The 18,188-nt window shown below is 72.7% G+C and carries 18 protein-coding genes and 1 pseudogene; 15 read left to right on the forward strand and 4 right to left on the reverse strand.

What is annotated here, in order from left to right; all coding sequences use genetic code 11:
• The first annotated feature begins 7 nt into the window (after positions 1-7).
• From ACWCXC_RS08060 to ACWCXC_RS08095, 8 genes and pseudogenes are all read left to right on the forward strand, one after another.
• Entirely contained in the window at positions 8-820 is an 813-nt protein-coding gene (locus ACWCXC_RS08060) for a class I SAM-dependent methyltransferase (protein ID WP_450685748.1), read from the forward strand.
• Positions 817-2,265, forward strand: coding sequence for a phosphotransferase (locus ACWCXC_RS08065; RefSeq protein ID WP_450887368.1), 1,449 nt, complete (start codon positions 817-819; stop codon positions 2,263-2,265). The genes ACWCXC_RS08060 and ACWCXC_RS08065 overlap by 4 nt, the downstream gene beginning before the upstream one ends.
• A gap of 34 nt (positions 2,266-2,299) precedes the next feature.
• On the forward strand, positions 2,300-2,635 hold the full coding sequence (locus ACWCXC_RS08070) for a hypothetical protein (RefSeq protein WP_450887370.1): 336 nt from the start codon (positions 2,300-2,302) through the stop codon (positions 2,633-2,635).
• Between the two features lie 62 nt (positions 2,636-2,697).
• Positions 2,698-3,486: a hypothetical protein gene (locus ACWCXC_RS08075; RefSeq protein WP_450887372.1), complete on the forward strand. Its 789-nt coding sequence runs from the start codon at positions 2,698-2,700 to the stop codon at positions 3,484-3,486.
• Positions 3,483-4,265 (forward strand): PIG-L deacetylase family protein, encoded by a 783-nt coding sequence (locus tag ACWCXC_RS08080; protein ID WP_450887374.1) that lies wholly within the window; start codon positions 3,483-3,485, stop codon positions 4,263-4,265. Before ACWCXC_RS08075 ends, ACWCXC_RS08080 begins: the two co-directional genes overlap by 4 nt.
• 86 nt (positions 4,266-4,351) lie before the next feature.
• A complete protein-coding gene (locus ACWCXC_RS08085; RefSeq protein WP_450887612.1) occupies positions 4,352-5,464 on the forward strand; it encodes an NUDIX hydrolase in 1,113 nt (370 codons plus the stop codon).
• Between the two features lie 31 nt (positions 5,465-5,495).
• Positions 5,496-5,900: pseudogene (locus tag ACWCXC_RS08090) on the forward strand (GFA family protein); the annotation flags it as partial.
• A 69-nt stretch (positions 5,901-5,969) separates the two neighbouring features.
• Positions 5,970-6,599: a M15 family metallopeptidase gene (locus ACWCXC_RS08095; RefSeq protein WP_450887614.1), complete on the forward strand. Its 630-nt coding sequence runs from the start codon at positions 5,970-5,972 to the stop codon at positions 6,597-6,599.
• Here the strand turns inward: ACWCXC_RS08095 and ACWCXC_RS08100 are convergent.
• Positions 6,527-6,850: an AMP-binding protein gene (locus ACWCXC_RS08100; RefSeq protein ID WP_450887376.1), complete on the reverse strand. Its 324-nt coding sequence runs from the start codon at positions 6,848-6,850 to the stop codon at positions 6,527-6,529. The genes ACWCXC_RS08095 and ACWCXC_RS08100 overlap by 73 nt on opposite strands.
• Positions 6,851-7,515: 665 nt before the next feature.
• Between ACWCXC_RS08100 and ACWCXC_RS08105 the strand changes: the two genes are divergently transcribed.
• On the forward strand, positions 7,516-9,384 hold the full coding sequence (locus ACWCXC_RS08105) for an FG-GAP-like repeat-containing protein (protein ID WP_450887378.1): 1,869 nt from the start codon (positions 7,516-7,518) through the stop codon (positions 9,382-9,384).
• Positions 9,385-9,444: 60 nt separating this feature from the next.
• Here ACWCXC_RS08105 and ACWCXC_RS08110 read toward each other — a convergent pair whose 3' ends face one another.
• Together ACWCXC_RS08110 and ACWCXC_RS08115 are read right to left on the reverse strand one after the other, a co-directional pair.
• Entirely contained in the window at positions 9,445-10,302 is an 858-nt protein-coding gene (locus tag ACWCXC_RS08110) for an alpha/beta fold hydrolase (protein ID WP_450887380.1), read from the reverse strand.
• A gap of 11 nt (positions 10,303-10,313) precedes the next feature.
• Complete coding sequence (locus ACWCXC_RS08115) at positions 10,314-11,870, reverse strand: carboxylesterase/lipase family protein (protein ID WP_450887382.1); 1,557 nt, start codon at positions 11,868-11,870, stop codon at positions 10,314-10,316.
• A gap of 95 nt (positions 11,871-11,965) precedes the next feature.
• Here ACWCXC_RS08115 and ACWCXC_RS08120 point away from each other — a divergent pair, with 95 nt between their 5' ends.
• From ACWCXC_RS08120 to dhaL, 3 genes are all read left to right on the forward strand, one after another.
• The gene (locus ACWCXC_RS08120; protein ID WP_450887384.1) at positions 11,966-12,604 is read left to right on the forward strand and encodes a TetR/AcrR family transcriptional regulator; all 639 of its coding nucleotides are present in this window, start codon (positions 11,966-11,968) and stop codon (positions 12,602-12,604) included.
• 187 nt (positions 12,605-12,791) lie between these two features.
• Complete coding sequence (locus ACWCXC_RS08125; RefSeq protein WP_450887386.1) at positions 12,792-13,790, forward strand: dihydroxyacetone kinase subunit DhaK; 999 nt, start codon at positions 12,792-12,794, stop codon at positions 13,788-13,790.
• A 49-nt stretch (positions 13,791-13,839) separates the two neighbouring features.
• The gene (dhaL, locus tag ACWCXC_RS08130; RefSeq protein WP_450887388.1) at positions 13,840-14,508 is read left to right on the forward strand and encodes a dihydroxyacetone kinase subunit DhaL; all 669 of its coding nucleotides are present in this window, start codon (positions 13,840-13,842) and stop codon (positions 14,506-14,508) included.
• 20 nt (positions 14,509-14,528) lie between these two features.
• Here dhaL and ACWCXC_RS08135 read toward each other — a convergent pair whose 3' ends face one another.
• Entirely contained in the window at positions 14,529-15,209 is a 681-nt protein-coding gene (locus ACWCXC_RS08135; RefSeq protein WP_450887390.1) for an HAD family hydrolase, read from the reverse strand.
• 458 nt (positions 15,210-15,667) lie between these two features.
• Here ACWCXC_RS08135 and ACWCXC_RS08140 point away from each other — a divergent pair, with 458 nt between their 5' ends.
• The 3 genes from ACWCXC_RS08140 (at position 15,668) to ACWCXC_RS08150 (ending at position 18,156) form a co-directional block, all read left to right on the forward strand.
• On the forward strand, positions 15,668-16,303 hold the full coding sequence (locus tag ACWCXC_RS08140) for a ScbR family autoregulator-binding transcription factor (protein WP_450686206.1): 636 nt from the start codon (positions 15,668-15,670) through the stop codon (positions 16,301-16,303).
• 98 nt (positions 16,304-16,401) lie between these two features.
• Positions 16,402-17,622, forward strand: a complete 1,221-nt coding sequence (locus ACWCXC_RS08145; RefSeq protein ID WP_450887392.1) for a metallophosphoesterase — start codon at positions 16,402-16,404, stop codon at positions 17,620-17,622.
• 120 nt (positions 17,623-17,742) lie between these two features.
• A complete protein-coding gene (locus ACWCXC_RS08150) occupies positions 17,743-18,156 on the forward strand; it encodes an SgcJ/EcaC family oxidoreductase (protein WP_450887394.1) in 414 nt (137 codons plus the stop codon).
• The last annotated feature ends 32 nt before the right edge of the window (positions 18,157-18,188 follow it).

Consider the following 18,188-nt stretch of genomic DNA (forward strand, 5'->3'; position numbering starts at 1 on the left):
AGACCCTGTGAGCCTGTTCCATGCCACGGCCGACGCCTACAGTCGTCACCGACCCGGGCTCCCCGACGACGTCGTTCATCTGCTCGCGGGCACTCTGCGCGGCATCCACCGCCCGGCTCTGCTCGATCTGGGCACCGGAACCGGCCAGGTGCCGGCCGCCCTTCTGCCGGTCCTGCCTCCGCTCGCCCGCCTGGACCTGGTGGATGCCAATCAGGACATGCTCCACCAGGCCGATCTTGCCCTCCGCCCTCTGCTCGCGGGCCGGAGCGCCGCCTTCCATCCCATTCGGGCCGAGGAGTTCACGCGGCCCCAGGAGGGATACCAGGCTGATCTGGTCACCTGCGCGCGGGCCTTCCACTGGATGGACCGCCCGGCCGTCCTGGCCGTGGCCGAGCGTGTCACCGCCCCCGGCGCCACGCTGGCGATCATGGGTGACGGCAGTCTCTGGACCCATCCGGCGCCGTGGGCCGTAGCCCTGCGGGAGTTGATCCAGTCCTATCTCGGCGCCGAACGGCGCGCGGGAACCACCGGGGCTTACGCGGAACCGGAGCGCAGGTACGAGGACGACCTGGCCGAGTCGGCGTTCAGCGACATCGCGGAGCACCACGTCCCGTTCCGCCGCGTGTGGACCCCAAGAACAGTGGTCGGCTACCTGCGCAGCACCAGCTTCGCCCGCCCTGGCCTCTTCGGCGACCGGCATCCCCGGTTCGAGGCAGAGGCCGACGCCCTGCTGGAGCAGCACGCGGCACAGGAGAGCCGGCTCGTCGAGGACGGGGTGTTCGATGTTCTGCTCGCGCGCCGGCCGGGGGGTGCCACGTGAGCGGCGGTGCGCGGCACACGGTGCCGGTCGACGTGCACATGATCGCCGTCCGCGAAGGGGAGAAGGGGGCGGAGGTGCTGCTGTCGCGGCGGGCCGGGGCCGTCTACGCCGCGGGGCACTGGCACCTCCCGTCCGGTCCCGTCGACGGGCCCTTCGAGGACGTCGTCACCGCGCTCGTGCGCGAGGCGTACGAAGGGACGGGCCTGGTGGTAAATCCGGACGACGTGCGGGCAGCGGTCACCCTCCACCACCGGGCGCCGGGCGGGAGCGCGCGGGTCGGGTTCTTCTTCGAGGTCCGCTGCTGGTCCGGGACGCCGGAGGTCATGGAGCCCCAGGTGTGCGACGCCATGGGCTGGTTCGCGTTCGACGCCCTGCCCGAGCCGATGGCCGCGTACTGCCGCGCGGGGCTGGATGCCTACCGTGCGGGTGTCCCCATGGCGCTGCACTTCCAGGAGCCGGGCGACACGATCGCTCATGACCCGGCCGTCGACCGGATGCGCCGCGTGCCCGCCCCGGGGTCCGACGCGCAGCGGCCTGACAGGGAAGTGCGGGAGTTCTCCGAGCGTGCGGTGGGCCGGATCACGACCTGGACGGACGTGTCCTGGGCGCGTGAGGAGAGCCGCGTATGGCGGGCCCGTGGTGCCGAGGGCGGCACCTGGTACGTCAAGATCCACCAGAGCGACCGTTTCCACCGGCGTGAAGTGACCGCGCTCCGCGGCTGGGTGCCCGGCATCGGTGCCGCCGCGCCCCGGCTGGTGGCCGCCGACGCACTGCTGCGGGCCGTGGTGCTCACCGCGGTGGGAGGCCGCTCCCTGCACGGCGCCGCGTACACGCCCGAGCAGCAGCGCCACATCTTCCAGCGCATCGGACAACTCGCGGCCACCATCCACACCAGTGCCCCACCGCACCCAGCCACCATCCACACCAGCGCCCCGCCACACCCGGCCACCATCCACACCAGCGCCCCGCCACACCCGGCCGCCTACGCCCTGCCCCTGGGGAAGGTGGAGCGGCACTTGAACGGCGCCCGGCCCCATCTCACGGCTGGAGACGTGGAGTTCGTCCGCACCACGGTCGAGGAGGCCGCCGGCCTGCCTGCCCCGGACGTGGTGCCCACACACGGCGACTTCCACCTACGCAATCTGCGCTGGGACGAGGCCGCCGATGTCCTCTACGTCATCGATTTCGAGCGGTCGGAGGAAGGCCCGGCGATCAGGGACTTCGTGAGGCTGTCCGATGCCTGGCACGGCCGTCCCGACCTCCTGGACGCCGTGACGGAGGGATACGGACGTGTCTTCACTCCGGACGAAGCGGCCCACCTCACGGTTCTGTCCGCCCTGGATGCCGTCTCCGGTATCTCCTACGGCGCCGCCCACGACGACCCCGAGCTCATCGAGCGCGGCCGGCGCACACTGGCCCGGCTCCGCACCGCACAACGGCCCTGAACACGAGCACCGCCTACGCACGAGGAGCAGCACGTTGACGTACACAGCCCGCGACGAGTGGGAGAAGCACTTCAGCGACGGCGAAAACGTCCGACTGGTCGGTGGGCGGGAGACTGTCATCCAGCGCATCCCCGCCGCCCCGGTCCATGCCGACCATCCGCAGTACGCCCTCCACGCCGTGCACGCCCTCCACGCACCAGGATGGGAAGCGGTGGCCGTGCACACCGTCGGCCTCGACCCCGCCGGCGGCACCTCGATCGGCACGGCCGGGGTGGACCCGTTCACCGATACGGCCCGCACCGGGCGCCGCACGGGACTACAGATCCTGGACGCCGGAGCGGCCACCACGCTGCTGGGCGGGCCGGTATGACGACGCAAGCGCCTCCGACCTCGGTATTCGCCCCACCCCAGGAACCCTCCGAGCGTGCGCGGATGCGCCGGGCCCACACGGTGGGCACTGCCCTGTTCGAAGTCCGCGCCCAGGGGGCGGAGACGTGGGGGTGGCAGGGACGCACCCTCAGCCGCCGGGCCGACGGCCGTTGGCTGCGCGTGGTCGCCAGACCCGTGGACAAGGCGCCGGGGGCGACCTGGGACGGCAACGCGCGGGCGGACGCCCTGCTCCCCCGGTCGGTGCCCCGCCCGCGGCTGCACGACGTCGCCGAGTGGACCGCCGATGGGTACGTCTACCGCGCCGAGCTGTCCGAGTACCTGCCCCGGCCCGCCCTCGCCGCCGGGGGGCCCGTACTGGGTGTGGATCTTGATCTGCCTCCCTCCTGGTGGTCCGATCTACGGGAGGCGCTGGCCGCCACCGCGACGGTGCCGACCACTCGTACAACGGTCCGGCGGCAATGGATCGACCGGCACTTCACCCGCCTCCTCGGCATTCCGGCCCCGGCGCTCGTGTGGACCACCGGACACGGGGACCTGCACTTCGCGAACCTCATCGGTCCCCCGCTGGTCATCTGCGACTGGGAGGGCTGGGGGCGGGTCCCTGTCGGCTTCGACGCCGGGCTCCTGCACGCCTACAGCCTCCTCCGCGGCGAAACGGCGGCCCGGATCCGCCGCGAGTTCGCCCACGTCCTGGACACACCCGCCGGCCGGGCCGGTGAACTCGTCGCGCTCGCGCAGCTCCTTCAGGTCGTCGCACGCGGCGGTCACCCCGAACTCGCACCCCGCCTCGCGCGCCACGCGGAACACCTCACCTCCACCCCCGTACCGTGACCACTCCGGAGACCCCCGTGCATCCCAGCCTCCTGGCCGTGTTCGCGCACCCGGACGACGAGTCCCTTCTCGCGGGTGGCGTGCTCGCCCGGCATCACGCCGCCGGGGCCCGCACGGCTGTCGTCACCGCCACCTGGGCGCCCGACAGCCGACGTGCCCCGGAGCTCGCGGACGCCCTCACCGTTCTCGGTGCCGGCGCCCCGCGCCTGCTCGGCTACAACGACGCACGCAACCCCGAAGCCGCGCCCGGCCGGCCCCGGCTCGTCGACGCTCCGCTCGACGAAGCCGTCGGCCACGTCGTCGCCCACATCCGCGGCTTCCGCCCCGACATCGTCGTCACCCACGACGCGGTCGGCCAGCTGACCGGCCACCCCGACCACGTACGCACTCACCAGATCACCCTGCTCGCGGTCGAAGCCGCCGGTCTCGCCCACCTGCACCCCGAGGCGGGCCCACCATGGCAGCCCTCCGCGCTGTACGCCGCCACACATCCCGTCTCCGCCGTGGGTCCGCTCCGCGCGCTGCTCGAAGGCGTCGGCAAGAGCATCCTGGCGGTACCCGACTCGTACGTCACCACCACCGTCGACGTCACCCCCTTCACCGAGACGAAGTGGCACGCCATCAGCTCACACGCCGGGGAGATCGCGCGAGAGCGGCCCCTGCCCGGCATCCTCGCCCGTCTCCCCGAAGCGGACCGGCTCCGGTTCATCCGGACCGAACACTTCACGCGCCTGAACCCCGGCCCCGTGCGGGGTGACTCGGCCCACCTGACCCCCTGACCCCTTGCCCCCTGATCCCCTGACCATCTGGCCACCTGACCTGCCGATACGGGCATGCCCCACCGATCGAAGAGAGAGGCGTGACGATGACCACGACGTCCGCGCCCGACGAACGTCCAGGCGTGACGATGACCGACGAGGCGTACGGCGCGCTGCGCGCCTCCCACGCGCTGTGGGCCGGCACCTCGGTACTGATCACCGACCGGCACGGTCGGGTCCTGGTCCAGCGCGTCGGCTATCGGCCCACCCGTCTCCTGCCCGGGGGCGCGCTGGACCCGGGCGAGTCCCCCGCGCAGGGTGCCGCCCGTGAACTGCGGGAGGAGTTGGGCATCGCGGTGCCCCTCACACGTGGGCTGGCCGTCGACTGGGTGTCCCCGGCAGGGCGCAGGGCGTCTCCCGTCGTACGGTTCCCCGGTGAACTGCTGCACGTCTTCGACGGCGGCGTCTGGGACGAGGACCGGATCGCGGCCATCCGCCCGGCGCCGGGCGAGATCGAGGGCGTCGACTTCGTCGAACCGGCCGACCTGCCCGCGCTCATGTCCCCGGACGATGCCCGCCGCGCGCTGTCCGCCCTGCGCGCCCGCGTCAACGGCTCCGGCCCCGCGATTCTTGAGGACGGCGTCCCCCTCGCCCCCACCCTCCTCGACCGCGTGAACACGTTCACCCGGCACCGCGCCACCCACCACTGGCCCTGGCACGAAGGGCCCGCGCCGGCCGGGCTCCCCGTCCGCCAGAGCTGGGGGTGGCTCTTCGCGCCCGACGGCCGCGTCCTGGTACTCCTCGATCCTGCGAACGGCGCCGCCTGCCTTCCCGGCGGCACACCCGAGCCCGAGGACCACCAGGACCCCGCAACAACCCTCGTCCGCGAGGCCCTTGAAGAGGCCACCGCCCGCATCGGCCCTCCGGTTCTCCTCGGCCACCTGCCGGACCGGGAACACAGCGCCGGGCCATGCACACGCGTCCGCATGGGAGCTGTCCTCACGGACCTCGGCCCCTCCCGGCCCGACCCTGCCACGGGCCAGACCTACGTACGCGCGCTGGCCACCCCCGAGCAGGTCGTCGAGGTGTTCAACTGGGGCCCCGGCGCAGCCGACCAGCTCACCGCTGTCCACCACGCCCGAGCACGGTTCGGTCTCCCCCGCGCCGCGCGACAGCCCCTCACCGAACTGCCCGACGCCACCGACCTCACCACCCTGTAGCCCCCGGCCCGCTTCCGAAACGAGGACGCGCATGAGCAGCACCTCACCCGCCCCCGGCACCCCGGCCGTGCCCGCTCACCCGCTGCCGGCGGCACGCGCCGCGTCGGAGGCTCCCGCGCCGGTACGGACAGGGCACTGCCAGTGCGGCCGGATCTCCTACCAGGTCACCGGTGTGCCGGATGATCCGCATCTGTGTTCCTGTGTCCATGAGACGCGGATCTCCGGCGGGCCCGCGGTGCTGTGGGTGGGCTTCCCCCTGGACTCCCTGATCTGGACCGGGCCCGGAGGCGAGCCGAAGTGGTACGCGACCTACCCGACCCTCCGGCGCGGCTTCTGCCCCGACTGCGGGACGCACCTCGTGTCCGTGGCCGACGGCTCCCGCACGGTCATGGTGACCGGCTTCAGCCTCACCGACCAGAGCGGCATCGAGCCCCTCGGCCACTCCTACCGCGAGAACGCCGCGCCCTGGATGCATATCACCCTCGCGCCCCCTCCCGTCGTCCTGATGTCCGACCCGCGCGTGGCGGCCATCCCCGTCACCGACTGCGGCGAGCCGCTCGTCGACGTGCGCGGAACTCTGCTGGTCGACGACCGCCGCGCCGACGCCACCGGCGCGTACGCCCACCTGCGTCGTGGCGTCCTCGACCGGCTCGTCCACGCCGAGTCGCTTCTGGCCGACGGCCTGCGCCTGCTCTTCGTGGAGGGCTACCGGCCGCCCGACCTGCAGCGGCTGTACTTCGAGGAGTACGCCGGGGAGCTTCGCGCGGCCAACCCGGCCTGGTCCGACGACCAGGTCCACCGGGCCGCCAGCCGGTACGTGTCCCCGCCGGAGATCGCCCCGCACAGCGCCGGAGCCGCCGTGGACCTCACCCTCGTGGGCGCCGACGGCACCGAGCTCGACATGGGCACCCGCGTGAACGCCAGCCCCGAGGAGAGCGACGGCGCCTGCTACACGGACGCCGCCTCGATCAGCCCCCACGCCCGCGCGAACAGGGCGCTGCTGACCGATGCCCTGTCCACTGCCGGGCTGGTCAACTATCCGAGCGAGTGGTGGCACTGGAGCTACGGCGACCGGTACTGGGCCCTGACGTTCGGCCGGCCGGCGGCCACGTACGGATCTCGGCGCCTTGACTGACCGGGCCGCCGCCCGCCGGCGTCAGCGCTGGCGGCCTCCCCACCGGCAGGCCGGGGAGGCCGGGGCTCACCGGGGGTGACGAGCGCTCCGGCGAGCTGGACTCCGTAGAAAGTGACCGCCAACCAGGCGGTGTTGGGCTGGCGCGGGGCGACGATCTCGCCGGGCCGGACACCTCGTTCCCGTAGGCCCTGGGACACGCCGAGCGCGTGGTCGTCCAACTCGGCGCAGAGGCCGGCGAGGCGGGCGCGCATCGGCGCGGCGCGGGGCGGGGTGAGGTACGAGGCTTCAGGGGGTCGTGCTGTCCCGGTCGTCGCGCTCCGAGCGGGGGCATCGCGCCCGGACCCGTAGCTCCGTACCCATGGATCGACCGCGGAGGCGGGCCTCCCCCCGTCCCGGGGCGATGACAACTCGTCCTCTCTTAGCGCCAGTTGGGCGAACCCCGGCGGCCGTTCGCTTCCGTGTGATGGATCGGACTCTCGACGAATTCGGCATTCCTATCGTCAGCTAATATGCCTGGAGTCCGCGCGACGGGGCGGCTGCAGGGCGCATTTCGTGCACGGATGAATCGGTCGGACACGCCGCCCGTTCATCGGTGACCTGGGACCTGATCCGCAGGCGTGCGCACCGCCGTTCGAGGCGAGAAGGCGCTCTGCCCCGAGCGCCCCCCGCGTCGGCGCTGTTCCCGGGGGGCGGGGGCCACTGGAGCGCGGACGGTCTCTTCCCTCCGCCGATTCGCAGGGGCAAGGGGTTGGGGAATCGAATGAAGAGACGTTTCTGCATCATCGGCACGGCACTGTTGTGTGCCGTCTTCTGTGTGCAAGGGCCCGCCGTCGGGGCGGGCATGGAAGGGACGGCGACGGTCGCGTCGCAGGACAGCGCGGCGGAGTCGGAGTGGCCCGCCGTCGCTTCGGCCCCCGTGACCGGCACCGCCGGCGGGCCGCGTGCCGCCACCGCGGGCGCTGCCGGCACCGCCCCGCGCCACGACTACAACGGCGACGGCCGCAGTGACATGGCCTCCTGGTACGACTACTCCCAGGGGCAGGACACCATCCACACCTTCACCGCGCGGGCCGACGGAGGTTTCGCTTCGCCCGCCGCGGGACGGACGGCCCTCAAGGGCACCTTCTCGGCCGAGCGCATGAAGCGTGTCACGGGTGACTTCAACGGTGACGGCATCGGGGACGTAGCCGCCTTCTACGGTTACGACGACGGGACGGTCTCCCTGCTCACCTGGCTCGGCAGGGGAGACGGTACCTTCGCCGAGCACTTCACCTCATGGTCCGTGGAACCGAAGAACTGGACCTTCGACGCCATCACCGCGCAGGCCGGTGACTTCAACGGCGACGGCCGCGACGACATCGCCGCCTGGTACGACTACCGCAACGGCGACGACAAGCTCTTCACGTTCCTGGCGAACTCCGGCGGCGGCTTCGCCGCCCCCGTCTCCTCCTTCGCGCGCACCGAAGCCGACGGATGGGTGGTCGAGCGGATGAAGTTCGCCACCGGTGACTTCAACGGTGACGGCCGCGACGACCTCGGGGTCCTGGACAGCTACATCGCGGGCACGGTGCGGCTGATGGCGTTCACCGGCACGCCGGACGGCGGCTTCGCCGAGCCGGTGAGCGGCTGGCAGTCCACCGGCTGGCAGTTCGACCGGGTGAGCGTGGTCTCGGGGGACTTCGACGGCGACGGCCGCGACGAGTTCGCCACCTGGTACGACTACGCCGACGAACACGACGCCCTGTTCGCCTTCGGTCTCGACGCCACCGGCGGGTTCGCCGACCAGCGGGAGCTGTTCAACGCGCCGAAGGGATACTACGACCGGGCCCGCATGTACCTCGTCTCCGGCGACTACAACGGGGACGGTCGCGACGACGTCGGCGCCCTCTACGGCTACGGGGGCGGGACCGTCACGGCCCTCACCTTCACCGCCAGGGCCGACGGGACCCTCGTCGACGCGCTGCACAGTTGGAGCAGCACTGCCACGGACTACTGGACCTTCGCGCGGGTGGCGACGATCGAGCGCTACAACAGTTCACTGATCGCCTGTCCGACGCTCTTCGGGCACGGTGGATATCCCAGCGGGGACGAATCCTGGGCCCGGGACAAGGTCCGGGAGCCGAACCACCCCAGGGGCCTCGCCGATCAGAAGAGCTGGGGCGCGAACGGCGTGGAAGCCGATCTCCGGCTCACCAAGGACGGCAGCAAGGCCGTGATGTGGCACAACAGCTCGAGCAGGGGGCTGTCCGGCACCAAGTACGACATCGACAAGATGACGTGGGCCACCGGCGCCGAACAGCTCAAGGGCCGCACGATCTACGACGCCAGCCCGTATACCGGCGAGACCGTCTACACCTTCCGCGAGTGGCTGGAGAGCGCCAGGACCCAGCAGATGGCCGCTTTCGTGGAACTCAAGAAGGAAACGGCGCCGCTCCTGCTCCACGGCGAGGCGTCCGCCCTCGAGGCCGGCTGGAACGAGATCATCACGCCCCTCAAAGAGCGTGCCACCTCGCAGAAGATCATGATCTACACCCTGAGCGACGAACTGCGGCCCGAACTCGAAAAGCGCGTCAGGGCCGCCGGTCTCGGCACGATGCTGGAGAACCATCCCCGCTGGATCGACGATCCCGACTTTCTCTGGCAAGAGCCGCCTCCGGTGGCCTCGCTCCAGTACGCCAACTGGCAGTACAAGCTGAACAAGTTCGGCTCCCCGGTCACTTCGGTGCCGGTGGTCACCTCATGGACGAGTGACTTCGCGACCTGGGTGCGGGGGAAGTGCCGCTGAACCGGCGCCGTGCACGGCTCGTCGCTCCCGGCGGCCGGCCTCGGAAGACCCCGCACGACGTCACGACCACAGGTCGCGCAGGGCCGCGTTGACCTGGTCCGGGTGCTGCGTGTGCGGGTAGTAGCCCGGCACGCGCAGCCGTCGGGCGCCGATCCTGTGGGCGACGGCTTCCGCGCAGGCGAGCAGCGGCTCTCCGGCGTAGCGGCGGTAGAGCTCCGGGGCGTCCTCCCAGGTGCCCGAGACGACGAGCTTGGGCCAGGGGGCGGAGGCGAGTGGTTCCAGGGGCGGGTCCGCCTCCCATACGGGCCGTTCGCGCATCGATGTGGTGACGGCGCGCAGCCGTTCGGGGGTCGGGTCCGGCATGGGCATCCCGAGACCTTCGGTGGACTGGCGCAGGTAGTCCACCGGGTCGGGCTCCCGCGGGTCCGGCCCCTCCGGCCGTGCCTCCGGGCGCGGGCCTCCGGGGCCGGGCCCGGCCGAGCGGTCGGGCCCGGCCGGTGGGTCGACCCGGTCGAGCAGTTCGCGGATGGCGGGATGGCCGGGGGCGGCCCTGAGGGCGGACGGCTGGATGAGCGCGAGGGACCGGACGGCCCGGGGGCGTCGGCCCGCGGCGAGCATCGCGGCCAGGCCGCCGTGGGAGTGGCCGACGAGATGGGCCCCGTCGGGGCAGTGGTCGAGCAGCCGGACGAGGTCGTCGGCGTCGACCTCGAAGTCGCTGCGCGCGGTGTCGGGAGAGCGGCCGTATCCGCGCCGGTCCATCAGCAGCAGCGGGCGCTCGGCCGCGAGGGGGCGCTGGGCGGCGAATCCGTAGGCGGGGTCCTCGCCCCAGGTGAAGACGCCGTGCACGAAGACGGCGGGCGCGCGACGCGCTCCGGTCTCCTCGCCGGCCTTCCAGACGGTGACGTGCACCGGTTCCATCTGCGGTCTCCTCACACTCTCTCTGCGGCTCCGTCGATGACGAAGAAGCGTGTCGTGGGCAGGTCGGGGGGCGTCGGTGTGCCGGATCGGATGAGGTCGAAGGGGGCGGGGAAATGCCCCTGCCAGATCCGGCGCGACGCCTGTTCGGGGTAGGGCTCGGTCCTCGACCGGGCGTCCAGGACGCGGGTCAGCCGCCGGCCGGGATCGTAGGCGGGCCAGCCGGGACTGCCGGTGGCGGCGAACCGGGCCCATCCCCGCCGGAGTTCGCGTGACACCGCGAGGGCCTCGGGGGCGGGCTCGTCGCCGAGGAGCGCCGTGCCGGTCGGGCTGTCCGTCGTGCCGAACGCGAGGGGGACGTCGAGACTGTGGCAGGCACCGCCGACAGTCGGTGAGTCGAGGCACAGTTCGAAGAGGTACGCGTGGCCGCCCGCCGCCGCGTTCGCCTCGGCCAACTGCAGGGAGGGCATGCGGAACGTGGCATCGGAGAACACCGTCTCCAGGAGCTCTTCCGGGCTCCCGTGCGGGTGCGCCGCGCGGTAGGCGTCGGGACCGCCCGGCGCGGGGGCGAAGACGTCCAGAGCGGTCCGGGCGTCCTGCGCGGTGAACGTTCCCCGCCGGCCCGTCATGACGCTGAACAGCCGGAACTCGTCGCGCGTGTGGCCGACGAGAAGGTCGATTCCGGCGGCGCGGCCGGCGGCCAGGGCGGTCCAGGGGGTTTCGGGGAGGACATCGCCGTCGACGACGGGGCACACCGCGATCCCCAGGCGTGCGAGTCGTCCCCAGCTCTCCCGGTGGCGGGGCACGTCCAGGCACAGCGCGGTCAGCTCGTCGGCCAGGCGCTGCGGTGCCACACCGGCGAAGGACGCTGCGGTGGGCGCCACGCCGAGACGGTCCGCGAGGGTGGCGGTGACCTGTTCCGCCAGCGCGGGCGTGCAGTACATGCCGGGCACCGAGTGGGTGATGGCCCGCCGGAAGAGGCCACGCGCCGGTTCCCTCGTCAGCAGCGCGGCGACCGAGCCGGCTCCGCCGGACTGGCCCGCCAGGGTGACCAGGTCCGGATCGCCGCCGAACCGGGCGATGTTCCGCCGCACCCATTCCAGGGCCGCGATCTGGTCGAGCATGCCCCGGTTGGCCGGAGCGCCGTCGAGGAGGGCGAACCCCTCCGCGCCCAGGCGGCCGTTGACGCTCACCACGACGAGCCCGGTGGCGGCGAGCGCCGTCGGGTCGTACATCGGGTCGGCGGGGCTGCCCGCCATGAAGCCCCCGCAGGTGATCCACACCAGGACCGGCAGCCCGGCGCCGCCGGGGTCGGGCGTGCAGACGTTGAGCGTCAGCCAGTCCGTGTCCTTCGGTGGGTCCGCCCGGGTGGGCCCGGACTGCGGGGCGACGGGGCCGAACGCGGCCGCCTGCCGGATCCCCTCCCAGGGCCGGACCGGGACGGGAGCGGCGAAGCGGAGCGCGCCCACGGGCGGCCGGGCGTAGGGGATGCCGCGGAACACCGCGTTCCCCCGGAGCCGACGGCCCTCCACGACGCCCTCGGCGGTTCGCACACGCGGCTGCTCGGACATGTTGTGTCCTCTCCGAGAGGTACGGACAGGCTCCCCAGGGTTTCCGGTCAGCTGTATTATGTCAACCGTATGGGAACGAGGAGAGGAGCCGGACGATGCCGAAGCAGGTGGACCACCGCGAGCGCCGCGAAACGATCGCGCGAGCGTTGTGGAGGGTGGTGGAACTGCGCGGTGTCCTGCATCTGAGCGTGCGCGAGGTCGCACGGGAGGCAGGGATCTCCCACGGACAGGTGCAGCACTACTTCCCGTCCCGGCAGGCCCTGCTCGCCTTCGCGACGGACTTCGCCGCCGAGCAGACCGCGCGGCGCGTCGCCCGAGGCCTGGCGGACCTCGGTGACCCACCGCACCCGCGCGACGTCCTGCGGCTGCTGCTGACGGAGATGCTTCCTCTGCACGCCGACGCCCGCGCGACCAGCCGGATGAACGCCGCGTACGTCCTGGAGGCACTGCACGACCGGGAGGTGCTGGCCCGCACGCGGGACGCCATGCGCCAGGGGCGTGCGCAGGTGGAGCACGTGATACGTCGGGCGATCGAGGACGGTCACATCGGTTCCGACCGCGACCCGGCGGTCGAGACCGACCTGCTGCTCGCGCTCACCGGCTTCGCCACCCTGCTCGAACTGGAGGTGGTCGCCCCCGAGGACGCGCTCACGGCCGTGGACCGGCATCTGGACCGGCTGTTCGGCGGGAGCGCCACCGCGCCCGGGGGCGGGAACCCGGGCGCGGAGCGGTAGTGCGGTCCTGGCAATGCCGCCTCGGCCGTGGGTCCGGGGAGACAGGGAGTCCGGACGGAGTCCGGGGCCCGCGCCGCGCGGCCACGCTCCGCGAGTTGCCGCATGCGTGCGGTCACTCCACCATGGAGGTCTCGTCCCAAGACCGGCCCGGCCGGTCCCGCAGCAGTGGACAGGAGGGGTTCGGCACGTGGCCAGGTACTTCGAGAACGACGCCGGCGCACTCGTCCCCGACGCACTGTCCGGCTTCGCCCGTGCCCACGCGGGCCTCGTGGCGTACGACTCCGACGACGGGTTCTTCACCGCCCGGCACTCCTCGCCGGCCCGCCGGGTGGGGCTCCTGTCGGGCGGCGGATCGGGGCACGAGCCCCTGCACGCGGGATACGTCGGCGCGGGCATGCTCGACGCCGCCTGCCCCGGGCGGGTCTTCGCCTCGCCGCACAACCGGCAGATCTTCCGGGCCTCACGCGCGGTCGCGGGCCCGGAGGGCGTGCTGCACATCGTCAAGAACTACACCGGCGACCGGATCAACTTCGGCATCGCGGCCGAACGGCTCGCCGCCGCGGGCATCGGCTGCGCACGGGTCCTCGTCGACGACGACCTGGCCTCCGACTCCGGGAGGATCGCCGCGGGCCGCCGGGGCACGGGCGCCACCATGCTGGTGGAGAAGGTCCTGGGCGGCGCCGCCGACACCGGGATGGGGCTCGACGAACTGGTGGATCTGGGTACCGCCGTGGCGGGACGGTGCCGGACGCTCGCCGCCGCCTCCGCCGCCCACACCGCGCCCGCCAGTGGTGAGCCGGCGTTCGAGCTGCCGGCCGGGGAACTCGAATTCGGTGTCGGGATCCACGGCGAGCGGGCCGGCCGCACCAGGAGCCAGGGCGGCGTGCGGGCGCTGGTGGAGGAGATGGCCGGCGCCCTGCTGGACGCGTTGCGCCCCGGCACCGACGATCCGGTCGTGGCCCTGGTCAACGGCCTGGGTGCGGTGACCTCGCTGGAGCTGTACGGGATCTTCGGTGAACTGGGCCGGGTCCTCGACGGCCGGCGGGTGCGGCTCGCACGGCATCTCGTCGGTGACTACGTGACCGCGCTCGACATGCGGGGCTTCTCGCTGACCCTGATGGTCGCCGACCACGACACGCTGAGCTTCTACGACGCACCGGTCCGCACCCCGGCGCTGCGCTGGTGAGCAGCCCCATCCCCCGGCGGCCCGGCAACAGGAGCAGGAGGACGGCCCCATGACGACCACCGACGCGTTCGACGGGACACGGACCCGCGCGTGGATGCGCAGCTTCGCCGATTCGGTGTACGCCACCGAGGCCGAACTGACCGCGCTCGACCAGCAGGCGGGGGACGGCGACTTCGGGACCAATCTCGCGGCCGGGGTCCGGGCCGCCGGGCCGCTGCTCGACCGTACGGACGACTCGGCCGGGCCCTCGGCGGCCCTGGGCGTCGTGGCCACCTCCTTTCTCGATGAGATCGGCGGAACGAGCGGGCCCCTGTTCGGTCTGCTGTTCCAGTCGCTGAGCAGGGCGGCGGGCTCCGGTCCGCACCTGACGACGGCCGCGCTCGCGGACGGCACGGCCCAGGGCCTCGCCGCGATCCGCCGGGTGGGTGACGCGGCCCCGGGCGACAAGACGCTGGTCGACGCGCTGGATCCGGCGGCGACGGCGCTGCGGGCGGCGGGGAGCGCGCCGGCCGCGACCGCCCTGGCCGCGGCGGCGGACGGTGCCTGGCAGGGCGTACGGGACACCGCGTCCCTCACGGCGCGCATGGGCCGGGCCAGCTACCTCGGTGAACGGGCGACGGGCGTGCCCGATCCCGGTGCCGTGGGCATCGCCCTGTTCTTCGCCTCCGCGGCCGGTCCGGTGACCGCCCTCGGACCGCTGCTCCGGCCCGCCGGCTGACCACGCCCGCGCCGGTCCCGCTACGCCCCGACGCGCTCGCTGGCCCAGCGCACCAGCGTCGGGTCCGCGAGGTCCTCGACCCACAGGTCCGCCCGCTCGGCGTCGGGTCCCGGCGGGCGGTCCCCGATGCCGATGACGCGCAGGCCGGCCCGGCGAGCGGAATCCATGCCCGTGAGCGAGTCCTCCACGGCCAGGGCCTCGTTCGGTGGAATACCGCAGAGGCGGGCGGCCACGCTGTAGACGTCGGGCTCCGGCTTCGGCCGTACACCCTCGCCGGCCACCACGACATGACTGAAGAAGTCGAGGAGTCCGGCCCGGCCGAGGCACGATTCCACCGTCGAGCGGGGGCAGTTGCTCGCCACGGCCAGCGGGAGGTGCCGGGCGGTCGTCCGGACCAGGGCGGCGGCTCCGGGAATGGTCACGGGGTCCTCGTCCACCAGCGCGGTGAACGTGGCGAGGAGGGTGGACGCCATGTCGTCGGCGAGATCCGGCTTCCCGGTCTCCTGGGCCATGAGCGCGCCGCAGTCGGTGTAGTGCACGCCCTTGGCACGGTCGGCGAAGCCGGCCGGAGGCTTGAGGCCGAAGACCCGGAAGGTGGCGTTCCGGGCCTCCTGCCAGTGCCGTTCCGTGTCCATGAGGGTGCCGTCGCAGTCGAAGACGATGGCTGACGGGGACCAGGCGAGGATATTGCGAACTGTCATGTAACTGCCGTTCTCGGAGACTGCGCCGACCGTTTCGGGGTGCACGGATGCACGGGTGACAGAGAGATGCCGGAATACGGGTCCCGCATGCGCAGCGAGGAAAGCCGCGCGCATGGGCGCGGCCGCTGCGACCGCGTGCACGTTGCTGGGCGCGTCGTGGCGGACGTGGGTCGATGGTTCTGGCTTCAGCCGAAACATCGTGACGGTTACGTTATTTCGCGGCGCCTGATTTACGCAATCACCAATTCGAGTGCAAGGAAATACCCCGGACCATCACGCACCCCGCCGGGAACCCCACGCCACGCACCACTCCCCCACCGGGCTGCGGATTGCGTGAACCGCACCCCCAAGCGACGGGCGAATAATAGGATCTTCGCGCGACGCGACTGCGCCCTCGCGGAGAGGGGCCGCATTCCCTGACCGCATGGGCAGAACATGTGAACGAAGGTGGAACGTATATGCAGGACAGGGCTCGGGCTACCCGCACGGCGCTGCTGGAATCGGCGGCACATCTCTTTGCCGAACAGGGATACGCGGGAACGAGCGTCAATGACATAAGTGATCACTCGGGGAAAACCAGCGGCGCGATCTATTTCCATTATTCGAGCAAGGAGAAGCTGGCCCTGGCGGTGGCCCGGGAACAGTTCGCCACCTGGCCGCAGCTCGCCGCCTCCTACGCGGCGCCCGGAATCCCCCCGCTGGAGAAGCTGGTCGTCCTGAGCCTGGGTGTCGCGCACTCCCTCAGCGAGGACGTCATGGCCCGCGCGGGCGCCCGGCTGTGGGCGGAGCGCCGGGGCATCGACGCGGCCGTGCCCGCACCGTTCGGCGTATGGGCGGTGGCCGTGACCCGGCTCCTCGCCCAGGCGCGTACGCGGGGCGAGCTGGCGGCCGGGGTGAAGCCGGCGGACGCGGCCGTGACGCTGGTGTGCGCGTTCTTCGGACTGTGCACGCTGAGCGACGACCTGCCGGGCGGACGGAACTGGAGGGAGCAGTTCGAGCAGTGGTGGGTGCTGACGCTCACTTCCCTTCAGGCCGCACCGGATCCGGCCGGTCTGCTCGCCCGCGCGCGGGAGCGGATGCCGGCCGGGGCGTGAGGACGCAACGCCCTCTTCCCTGTGCCCGTTCGCGAACCGGCCGCCGGGGCCCACCGGATACAGTGCGCGGGACGGAAGCCCGGTCGGGGAGGGAACACGTGACCGACACCAGCCATACACGACGCGCCGATCCGGAGAGGCCGCACCCGGGGCCGAGTCGGCTGCGGCGCATCATGCGTTTCGTTCCGCTGGTCGCGCCGGTGCTGCTGTGGGCGGTGCCCTGCTGGGTGCTGCTGCACGCCGGACAGGGCTGGCCGGCCCCGGTCCGGTGGGCCGGGACGACGGTGTGCGCGGCCGGGCTGGTCGTGATGCCGGTGGCGATGATGCGGGGCCACGGGCGGCGGCAGCGGGACGGCGCCGCCATCCTCGGGGACGGTCTGCTGGGCGGCGGCTGGGTGCTGTTCACGTGGTCCGTGCTGCTCGGCACGGTGCTGCGGGCGGCTCTGGCCGCGGGCGGGGTCGGTACGGGGCAGGAGCGGGCCCGGATCGTGACCTGGGCCGTGCTGGGTGTGACGGCCGTGCTGCTGGTGTGGGGGTACGCCGAGGCGCGCCGGGTTCCCCGGGTGCGCCGGGTGGAGGTGGAACTGCCGCGGCTGGGCGCCGGCTTGGACGGCACCCGGGTCGCGCTGATCACGGACACGCACTACGGTCCGCTCGACCGGGTGCGCTGGTCGGAGCGGGTCTGCGAGACGGTGAACGGGCTGGAGGCCGATGTGGTCTGCCACACCGGGGACATCGCGGACGGTACCGCAGACCGGCGCCGCGCCCAGGCCGCACCGCTCGGCACGGTGCGGGCCGGCCGGGCCCGCGTCTACGTCACCGGCAATCACGAGTACTACAGCGAGGCCCAGGGCTGGGTCGACCTGATGGACGAACTGGGCTGGGAGCCGCTGCGCAACCGCCATCTGCTGCTGGAACGCGGGGGCGACACCCTCGTGGTCGCCGGGGTGGACGATGTCACGGCCGAGTCCTCGGGCCTGGCCGGTCACGGGGCGCACCTCGACGGGGCGTTGGACGGCGCCGACCCCGGCCATCCCGTACTGCTCCTGGCCCACCAGCCGAAGTTCGTCGACCGGGCGGCGGCCGCGGGCATCGACCTCCAGCTCTCCGGCCACACCCACGGCGGCCAGATCTGGCCCTTCCACCATCTGGTCCGCATCGACCAGCCGGTCCTCGCCGGCCTCAGCCGCCACGGCGAGCGCACCCTGCTGTACACCAGCCGGGGCACCGGGTTCTGGGGGCCGCCGTTCCGGATCTTCGCCCCCAGCGAGATCACCCTGCTCGTGCTGCGCTCCCCGGGCGCCGGGGGCGGCGCGTAGGGCCCTCTCGCGCCCGCCCGGAGAATTCTTCGGGCGGGCGCGATGAGTTCGCGCCCTCCCGGCGGTACGTACCGGTGGGCCTTTCCGGCCCTCGATACGACCGAGCACGAGGAGTGAGTCATGACCGAGACGCGATCGCACGACGAGGCGGCCATCAAGGCGGTTCTGGAGGGCGTCTACCGGGCGTGGGAGGCGGGGGACGCCGAGGCGTTCGTCGCGGACTACCGGGAGGACGCCACGGCGATCCTGCCCGGTTCGTACCGCAGGTCCAAGGAGGAGGCGCGGGCGAGGATGGCCGCCGGTTTCGCCTCCGTCCTCAAGGGGAGCACGACCGTCGACCGGCTGGAGAGCATCCGCTTCCTGGGCGGGTGCGGGGCGGTCGTCGTGAGCGAGACCGCGGTCCTGTTCCCGGGCGAGACCGAGGTTCCGGCGGGCCGTCCCGTGTACGCGACCTGGGTCCTGGAGAAGCGCGACGGTGCCTGGAGCATCGTGGCCTACCACAACAGCCCCGCCGCGGCGCCCGCTTCGGCGTGAGCCGGACCGCGCCCCCGCCCGTACGCAGGGCG

The organism is Streptomyces sp. NPDC001515 (genome assembly GCF_053597115.1).

Bases quoted from the DNA above. Each gene is read 5' to 3' on its own strand.
- ACWCXC_RS08150 (WP_450887394.1), top strand. From the start codon at position 17,743: ATGACCGAGACGCGATCGCACGACGAGGCGGCCATCAAGGCGGTTCTG.
- dhaL (WP_450887388.1), top strand. From the start codon at position 13,840: ATGACGACCACCGACGCGTTCGACGGGACACGGACCCGCGCGTGGATG.
- ACWCXC_RS08085 (WP_450887612.1), top strand. From the start codon at position 4,352: ATGACCACGACGTCCGCGCCCGACGAACGTCCAGGCGTGACGATGACC.
- ACWCXC_RS08120 (WP_450887384.1), top strand. From the start codon at position 11,966: ATGCCGAAGCAGGTGGACCACCGCGAGCGCCGCGAAACGATCGCGCGA.
- ACWCXC_RS08115 (WP_450887382.1), bottom strand. From the start codon at position 11,870: ATGTCCGAGCAGCCGCGTGTGCGAACCGCCGAGGGCGTCGTGGAGGGC.
- ACWCXC_RS08110 (WP_450887380.1), bottom strand. From the start codon at position 10,302: ATGGAACCGGTGCACGTCACCGTCTGGAAGGCCGGCGAGGAGACCGGA.
- ACWCXC_RS08095 (WP_450887614.1), top strand. From the start codon at position 5,970: ATGTCCGACCCGCGCGTGGCGGCCATCCCCGTCACCGACTGCGGCGAG.
- ACWCXC_RS08140 (WP_450686206.1), top strand. From the start codon at position 15,668: ATGCAGGACAGGGCTCGGGCTACCCGCACGGCGCTGCTGGAATCGGCG.
- ACWCXC_RS08135 (WP_450887390.1), bottom strand. From the start codon at position 15,209: ATGACAGTTCGCAATATCCTCGCCTGGTCCCCGTCAGCCATCGTCTTC.
- ACWCXC_RS08075 (WP_450887372.1), top strand. From the start codon at position 2,698: ATGCGCCGGGCCCACACGGTGGGCACTGCCCTGTTCGAAGTCCGCGCC.
- ACWCXC_RS08100 (WP_450887376.1), bottom strand. From the start codon at position 6,850: ATGCGCGCCCGCCTCGCCGGCCTCTGCGCCGAGTTGGACGACCACGCG.